Below are 9,503 nucleotides of genomic sequence, written 5' to 3'. Positions count from 1 at the left end.
CATCCACCGCACCGGACGTCACCACCACCAACCGCGCACCAGACAAACGCGACTCAGCCAACCAACCCCGCACCACACCCAACACACCAGACACCGCCTCAGACACCTCCCCCTCAGCGGCATCAAGAGGAAGCAGCACCGTGTCCGGCACATCAGCACCCGCGTCAAGAGCAGCGGTCAACGCAGCCAGATCGGCATACCCCATCGCCGGAACACCCAGATCCGGCACGCTCTCGCCCAGCACCGCCCACACACCCAGCACAGCACGCTCGCCGGACTCCGGTGCGGGAACCCAGTCGAGACGGAAAAGGCTGTCCCGCGTCGGAGAATTCGCGGCAGCCAGATCCGCCGCCGACACCGACCGCAGCACCAACGACTCCACCTCAGCCACCGGCACACCCACACCATCAGCAACACGGAGAGAAACCTCTCCCGAGCCCTGAACGGAAACGCACACCCGTACAGCCGCAGCGCCTACCGCCGACAGCGACACGCCCGACCACAGGAACGGCAGAGACGCACCCCCGTCACCCGAATCGCCAAGCCCCAGCACATGCAGCACGGAATCCAGCAGCGCCGGATGCAGACCAAAACCAGCGGCATCACCAGCCAACGACTCCGGCAAAGCGGCCTCTACATAGAAGTCCTCACCCTGCCGCCACACCTCACGCAGACCACGGAACGCCGGCCCATACGCCAGCCCCGCACCCGACAACCGCTCATACAGACCCTCCAGCGCCACCGACTCCGCACCCGCAGGCGGCCACGCCCGCAGATCCCAGTCAGCGGCAACCGCACTGGCGGTCAAGACCCCGGTGGCGTGCAGAGTCCACGATTCGTCGGCGTCGGTGTCCTCCTGGCGCGAGTAGATCCGTACCGCACGTCGGTCGGTGTCGGGACCCTCGGCGCTTTCGATGCCTATCTGGACCTGCACCGCGCCCTGCTCCGGCAGCACCAACGGCGCCTGAAGCGTCAACTCCTCGACCTGGTTGCAGGCGACCCGGTCCCCCGCCTGAACCGCCAACTCCACAAACACCGTGCCCGGCACCAGCACCGAACCGGCCACCACATGATCGCCCAACCACGGATGCGACCCCACCGACAACCGCGACGTCAACAACACCGCGCCCGAACCCGCGACCGTCACCGCCGCACCCAGCAAGGGGTGTTCCGTGACGCCCAGCCCCAGACCACGGGCATCCGTGGCCAGGCGCGGGGCGTCCAGCCAGTACCTCTGGTGCTGGAAGGCATACGTCGGCAGATCCACCCGGGCGGCGCCCGTGCCGGCGAACAGGGCCGCCCAGTCCACCTCCGCGCCACGTACGAACATCTCCGCGACCGCCGACAGGGCCGCTTCGGCTTCCGGCCGCCCCTTGCGCAGAACAGCCGCTGCCGTGACGTCCTCCGAGGCCGACTGAGCCAGCGCGGTCAGCACCGCGTCCGGCCCGATCTCCAGCAGCCGCGCCACACCCTGAGCGCCCGTGGCCGTCTCCAGCGCTCCATGGAAGCGGACCGGCTCACGAACCTGCCGAACCCAGTAACCCCAAGACGCCCAGTCGCCCTCGGCCACCAACTCACCGGTCACCGTACTGACAGCGGGCAGAATCGGCTGCCGGTAGTCGACGGTCGCGGCGATCTGCTCGAACTCCGCCAGCATCGGCTCCATCAACGCCGAATGGAACGCATGACTCACCCGCAGCCGGGAGACTCGACGACCGTCGGCACGGCCAACGGCCATTACCCGCTCGACCGCGTCCTCATCACCGGAAACGACTACCGCTGTCGGCCCGTTGACCGCAGCCACCGCGATCCGCGCACCCTCCGACAGTCCACCCAGGATCTCCACGACCTCGGCCTCGGTGGCCTCGACCGCCGCCATCGCACCACCCTCGGGCAGCGCCTGCATCAACCGCGCACGACCCGCCACCAACCGAGCGCCATCGGCCAGATCAAACACACCCGCCGCATACGCAGCCGCGAACTCACCAATCGAATGACCGAGCACCACATCGGGAGCCGCGCCCCAGGAACGAAGGAGTTCCACCAACGCCACCTGCACAGCAAACAACGCCGACTGCGCATACCCCGTCAGATCCAGCAACGCCGCCGCATCCGAACCCTCCGCCGCGAACAACACCTCACGCACCGGAACCCCGAAGCCCGCCACACCATCCAACTCGGCGTCCAGCAGGCCACAGACCTCGTCCAGAACCCGCGCGAACACCGGGAAACTCCCATACAACTCACGGCCCATCCCAAGCCGTTGACTGCCCTGCCCCGTAAACATCCACCCCGTACGACCCTCGGTCACCGCACCCGCCGCCACCACTGACGTATCACCGTCGGCCAGCGCCTCGACACCCGTACGCAACCCGGCAAAGTCTCCGCCCAGCACCACCGCGCGGTGGTCGAGCAGCGCGCGCGTCGTCGCCAGCGACAACCCGACATCGGCACCGGAATGACGCTGCCCCTGCTCACTGACGAATTCGGCCAGACGTCCGGCCTGGGACCGGAGTGCCTCGGCGCTGCGTGCTGAGAGCACCCAGGGGACCGACGGCAGTTCAACCGAGGGCGACTCCTTCGCCACAGCGGGAGCGGAAGGGGCTTCTTCGATGATGACGTGGGCGTTGGTGCCGCTGATTCCGAACGAGGAGACACCCGCACGGCGCGGACGCTGCCCCTTCGACCACGTACGCGACTCCCGCAACAAGCGCACCGCGCCCGCCGACCAGTCCACCTGACCCGAAGGCTCGTCCACATGCAGCGTTCGCGGCAACCGCTCGGCGCCCAGTGCCAGCACCATCTTGATCAACCCGGCGACACCCGCCGCCGCCTGGGTATGACCGATGTTCGACTTCACCGAACCCAGCCACAACGGATCGTCGTCGCTGCGGTCCTGGCCGTAGGTCGCGAGGAGTGCCTGCGCCTCGATCGGGTCGCCGAGCTTCGTACCCGTACCGTGTGCCTCCACGACGTCCACGTCGGACGTCGACAGCCGCGCGGAGGACAGCGCCTGCCGGATCACCCTCTGCTGCGAGGGACCGTTCGGCGCCGTCAGACCGTTCGACGCACCGTCCTGGTTCACCGCCGAACCACGCACCACCGCAAGCACGTTGTGCCCCAGCCGCCGCGCATCGGACAACCGCTCCAGCACCAGCACACCGGCACCCTCGGACCAGCCCGTACCATCCGCACCGTCCGCGAACGACTTGCACCGGCCATCCGCCGCCAGCCCCCGCTGACGCGAGAACTCGACGAATGTCGAGGGTGTCGCCATGACGGTGACACCTCCGGCCAGAGCTGTGTCGCATTCGCCGGACCGCAGCGCCTGGACGGCCCAGTGCAGCGAGACCAACGACGACGAACACGCCGTGTCCACCGTCACCGCCGGCCCCTCGAAGCCGAACACATACGAGATCCGGCCCGAGAAGACACTGCCCGCGTTGCCGTTGGCGACGAAGCCCTCGACGTCCTGCGGCACGGACTGTAGCCGTGACGCGTAGTCGTGGTACATCAGCCCGGCGAACACACCGGTGGCCGAGCCGCGCAGGGACAGCGGGTCGATCCCGGCACGCTCCAGCGCCTCCCACGACGTCTCCAGCAGCAGCCGCTGCTGCGGATCCATGGCGAGGGCCTCACGCGGCGAAATCCCGAACAGCTCCGCGTCGAACTCCGCCGCGTCATGCAGGAATCCACCCTCACGTACATAGGACGTGCCCGCACGGTTCGCGTCCGCGTCCGCGTCGAAGAGCGAGGAAACGTCCCAGCCTCGGTTGGTCGGGAAGGCCGTGATCCCGTCTCCGTCGGAGTCGACCAGATTCCACAGCGCCTCGGGAGACGTCACACCACCGGGGTAGCGGCAGCCCATGCCCACGATCGCGATCGGCTCGTCGGCGTCCGACGACCTGGACGGCCTCCGCACGCGATCCTGGTCCGCCGTCGTCTCGCCCAGCAGCTGTTCGCGCAGGAACGTGGCGAGTGCGGTGGGGCTGGGATGGTCGAACACCAGGGTGGCGGGGAGGGTGAGCGCGGTGGCGCCGCCCAGCCGGTTGCGCAGGTCCACCGCCGTCAGCGAGTCGAACCCGAGATCCTTGAACGCCCGCCCCGGATCGACCGCGCCCGCGGAGGCGTGCCCCAGCACCGCGGCCACCTCGGACTGTACGACGTCCAGCAGCACACGGTCCCGCTCCGCTGCCGACATGCCCCGCAGGCGGCGGGCCAGTCCGCTCACATCGGCACCCCGGCCGGCCGTCCGGCGCCGGTGGGCGACGGGGAGGAGCCCGTGCAGCACGCCGGGCAGGCCCTCGCGCCGTGCGGCGAGCGCCGTGGTCCGCAGGGCGACGGGCAGTGCGAGGGGTTCGTCGATCCGCAGCGCCATGTCGAACAGCGCCAGCGCGTCCTGTGTGGGCAGCGGCGGGAAGCCTTGGCGCCGCATGCGCGCGATGTCCGGGTCACTCAGGCGGCCGCCCATGCCGTCTGCGTGCCCCCACATGCCCCACGCGAGCGACACACCGGGCAGGCCCTGGCTCCGCCTGGACATGGCGAGCGCGTCGAGCACGGTATTGGCGGCGGCGTACGCGGCCTGTCCGGCGTTGCCGATGACGCCCGCGATGGAGGAGAACAGGACGAACGCGGTCAGGTCGTCGCTGTCGGCGGTCAACTCGTGCAGATGGATGGCGGCTTCGGCCTTGGCTGCGAGCACCTGGGCGAGCCGCTCCGGCGTCAGGTCGGCGATCATGCCGTCGCCGAGGACTCCGGCGGCGTGGACGACACCGGTCAGGGGCGCGTCCTCGGGAATGCTCTCCAGCGCCTGGGCGAGCCCGTCGCGGTCGGCCGCGTCGCAGGCCGTGACGGTGACGTGGGCGCCGAGGCCGGTGAGTTCGCGTCGCAGCTCGTCCGCGCCCGGAGCCTGCGGGCCACGGCGGGAGAGCAGCAGCAGGTTCCGTACGCCGTGCCGGGAAACCAGGTACCGGGCCACGACGGCGCCGAGTCCGCTCGTACCGCCGGTGATCAGTACGGTGCCCTGCCCGTTCCAGACACCGGGCGAATCGTCTGCTGAGGCGGTTTCCGGAACCGTACCGTCGGCGGCGGCCTCCGAAGCCGTGCCGTTCTCCGTGGCGGGCATCCGTGCCATCCGGGGCAGCCACACCGTGCCCTGCCGAACAGCGAATTCGCTCTGCTCGCCGTCGGCGAGGGCCGCGGTCAGCGCGGGGTACGAGGCCGGATCACGGTCGAAGTCGGCCAGGACGAACCGGCCGGGGTGCTCGCTGATCGCCGAACGCACCAGACCCCACACACCCGCGCCCGCCAGATCGGTGGCCTCGGTGTGCACGGCGTGGGAGGTCACTACCACCAGCCGGGAGTCCGTGAGCCGCCGTTCGGCCAGCCACGCCCGTACGGTCCGAAGGGCGCCGGACACCACGTCGGTGACCCCGGCGTCGGTGCCGTGTGCCAGCTGCAGCACCACGGTGTGCGGGGCGGCATCGCCCGCGCCGAGGGCCGTGGTCAGCGCGGCGAGATCCGCGTAGCCGGTCACCGGCACCCCGGCGGCCTGCCACTCCCCCGGGTCGCCGAGCACGCACCAGGAGCCGGGCTCGTCCGAGCCGGTCCCGTCCGATTCGACGTCTCCTCGGTCGCCGAGGTCGGCGGCGGTCCAGTCCAGCCGGAACAGGCTGTCCGCGACCGGCGAGCCCTCCGTGCCGCCGACGAGATCGACGGACGACGCGGGCCGCAGCAGCAGGGAATCCACCTCGGCGACCGGCTCACCGGCCCCGTCCGCGATCCGCAGCGTGATCTCACCCGAGCCCAGAGCCGAGCCCGTACCCGTAACCGTGTCCGTACCCGTACCCGTACCCGTGTCCGAGCCCGTACCCGCGCCGCGCCGCGAGAGCCGCACTCGTACGGTCGAGGCACCCACGGCGAAGAGCGATACGCCCGACCACAGGAACGGCAGCGACGCGCCCCCGGACGTACCGCCGGACATGCTGTCGGACGACGCGTCCTCCCCGGCGGAAGCCGGCGCCGTCAGCCCAAGTGCGTGCAGGACCGTGTCGAGCAGGGCCGGGTGGAGCCCGAACTCGGCTCCCTCCTCGGCGATGCGCGCGGGCAGGGACGCCTCCACGAACAGGTCCTGGCCCCGTCGCCACACATCCGTCAGGCCTCGGAACGCCGGTCCGTAGGCGAGCCCCGCGTCGGCCAGCCGCTCGTACAGTCCCCCGATCCCGTCGGGGCCGTCGGCCGGTACGGGCTCGGCGTCCGCCGGGGGCCAGGCACGAAGGTCCCAGTCCGGGGCCTGCCTCGCGGCGGTGAGGGTGCCGGTGGCGTGCAGGGTCCACGGCTGGTCGGTCGGCGCGTCCTGCGGGCGGGAGTAGATACGGGCCGTGCGCAGCCGGTCGTCGTCCTCGGCCGGTTCGACGCTGATCTGGAGGTGGACCGTGCCGTCCTGCGGCAGGATGAGCGGAGCCCGCAGGGTCAGGTCCCCCACCCGGTCGCAGCCGACCTGGTCGCCGGCCTGCACGGCGAGTTCCACGAACACCGTGCCGGGCACCACGACGGATCCGGCCACCACATGGTCGGCCAGCCAGGGATGGGTCTGTGTGGACAGCCGCGAGGTCAGCAGCACCGTGTCCGAGCCCGCCGGCCGCAGCGCGGCACCCAGCAGCGGATGCCCGACCGCTCCGAGCCCGAGACCGCCGGCGTCGGTCACGGAATGGCCGGCCCGCAGCCAGAACCGCTGTTGCTGGAACGCGTACGTCGGCAGATCGACCCGCGCGGCGCCGGTCCCCGCGAACACCGCGGCCCAGTCCAGCTTCGCGCCGCGTACGAACACCTCCGCCAGCGCGGACAGTACGGACTCGGGCTCCGCTCGGCCCTTGCGCAGCACCGATACGGCGGTGGCGTCCGTCCCGCTCTGCGCGAGTCCGGTCAGCACGGGGTCGGGGCCGATCTCCAGCAGCCGGCTCACGGCCTGCTGCCCGGTCGTGGTGCGGAGCGCTTCGTGGAAGCGGACGGGCTTACGTATCTGCTCCACCCAGTAGTCGGGCGTGGACCAGTCGCCCTCGGCGAGCGTCGCGCCGGTGACGGTGCTGACGGCGGCAAGCGTCGGCCGCCGGTAGTCGACGGTCGCGGCGACCTGCTCGTACTCCGCGAGCATCGGCTCCATCAGCGGAGAGTGGAAGGCGTGGCTGACCCGCAGCCGGGAGACTCGACGACCGTCGGTACGGGCCACCGACATGACCTGCTCGACCGCGTCCTCATCACCCGAAACCACCACAGCCGTCGGCCCGTTGACCGCAGCCACCGCGATCCGCGCACCCTCCGACAGTCCAGCGAGCATGTCAGCGACCTCGGCCTCGGTGGCCTCGATCGCCGCCATCGCACCACCCTCGGGCAGCGCCTGCATCAACCGCGCACGACCCGCCACCAACCGAGCGCCATCGGCCAGATCAAACACACCCGCCGCATACGCGGCCGCGAACTCACCAATCGAATGACCGAGCACGACGTCGGGAGCCGCGCCCCAGGAACGAAGGAGTTCCACCAACGCCACCTGCACAGCGAACAACGCCGACTGCGCATACCCGGTCCGGTCCAGCAGCGCCGCCGCGTCCGAACCCTCCGCCGCGAACAACACCTCCCGCACCGAAGCCTCAAAGCCCGGCCGACCCATCAACTCCGCGTCCAGCAGCCCGCAGACCTCGTCAAACGACCGCGCGAACACCGGATAGCCCTCATACAACTCACGGCCCATACCCGGCCGCTGACTACCCTGCCCCGTGAACATCCACCCCGTACGACCCTCCGCGACCGCACCGGAGACCACGGAGCCATCGTCCTCGGCAACCGCCGCCACACCACCACGCAACGCGGCGAGATCCCCGCCCAAGACCACCGCACGGTGATCTAGCAACGCACGCGTCGTCACCAGCGACAGCCCGACATCCACACCGGAATCGTGGTCTCCTCCGGCAACGAAGTCCGCCAGACGACCGGCCTGCGCCCGCACCGCCTCAGCGCTCCGACCCGACAACACCCACGGAACCACCGGCGGCTCTCCCGTGGCCTGTTCAGCGGCGGCGACCGGCTCGGCAGCCGGGGCTTCCTCCACGATGATGTGGGCGTTGGTGCCGCTGATGCCGAACGCCGAGACGCCCGCGCGGCGTGCGTTCTCACCCTGCGGCCAGGCGCGTTCCTCGGTGAGCAGTCGTACGGCTCCGGCGCTCCAGTCGACGTGGGACGAGGGCTCGTCGGCGTGCAGTGTGCGGGGCAACTGCTGTGCACGCAGCGCCATCACCATCTTGATCATGCTGGCCACACCGGCGGCGCACTGCGCGTGACCGATGTTCGACTTGACCGAGCCGAGCCACAGCGGATCGCCGTCGCGTCCCTGGCCGTATGTGGCCATCAGGGCCTGGGCCTCGATCGGGTCGCCGAGCCGGGTGCCGGTGCCGTGTGCCTCGACGGCGTCCACCTCGGCGGCCGAGATGTTCGCGGCTTCCAGGGCCTGCCGGATCACACGTTGCTGGGAGGGGCCGTTGGGGGCGCTGAGGCCGTTGGACGCGCCGTCCTGGTTGACGGCGCTGCCGCGTACGACGGCGAGGACGTTGTGTCCGAGGCGCTGTGCGTCGGACAGCCGTTCCAGGACGAGGACTCCGGCGCCTTCGGCCCAGCCCGTACCGTCCGCGTCCTCGGCGAAGGACTTGCACCGCCCGTCCCCGGCCAGCCCGCCCTGCCGGGCGAACTCCAGGAACATGCCGGGGTTGGACATGACCGTGGCACCGCCCGCGAGGGCCATGGCGCACTCTCCCGCGCGCAGGGCCTGGCAGGCGAGGTGCAGTGCCACGAGGGCGGAAGAGCAGGCGGTGTCGATGGACACTGCCGGGCCTTCCAGGCCGAGGGTGTAGGCGACCCGGCCCGAGGCGACGCTCGGGATGCTTCCGGTCAGCAGATAGCCCTCGGTCTCGGCCGCCGCCTCGTGCAGCTGGCCGCCGTAACCGTTGCCCGACACCCCGGAGAACACACCGGTTCGCGAGCCGCGCAGCGAGAGCGGGTCGATCCCGGCCCGCTCCAGCGCCTCCCACGACGTCTCCAGCAGCAGCCGCTGCTGCGGATCCATCGCGAGGGCCTCACGGGGCGAGATCCCGAACAGCTCGGCGTCGAACCGCGGTGCCTCGTGCAGGAATCCGCCGACCTCGGCGAAGTCGCCGAGGGGCTGGAGGTCCCAGCCCCGGTCGGCGGGGAAAGGAGTGATGCCGTCGCCCGCCGAGGACACCAGGTCCCACAGGGTCTCCGGCGAGGTGACGTCCCCCGGGAAGCGGCAGCCCATGCCCACGATCGCGATCGGCTCCCGGGACGCGGTGACCAGGTCCTGGTAGCGCTGCCAGAGCCGGTCGTTCTCCTTGAGGGACTCCCGCAGGGCTTCGACGAGTTCTTCGGAGGATGTAGTCATTTCGCTCTCCACGGTCGCGGCCTGCTGAAGTCTGTGTCGGGCCTGAGTCGGGCCT

1 protein-coding gene is annotated in these 9,503 nt (G+C 70.7%); it reads right to left on the bottom strand.

Features of this window, described 5'->3' with window-relative positions:
* A partial coding sequence (locus ACIOJD_RS34075) for a type I polyketide synthase (RefSeq protein WP_401920390.1) occupies positions 1–9,448 on the bottom strand: 9,448 nt, incomplete at its 3' end.
* Positions 9,449–9,503 lie beyond the last annotated feature (55 nt).

Source organism: Streptomyces sp. NPDC088116 (genome assembly GCF_044741745.1).
In the GTDB taxonomy this organism is placed as follows: Bacteria; Actinomycetota; Actinomycetes; order Streptomycetales; family Streptomycetaceae; genus Streptomyces.
This window is presented reverse-complemented; position numbering and strand designations above follow the sequence as displayed.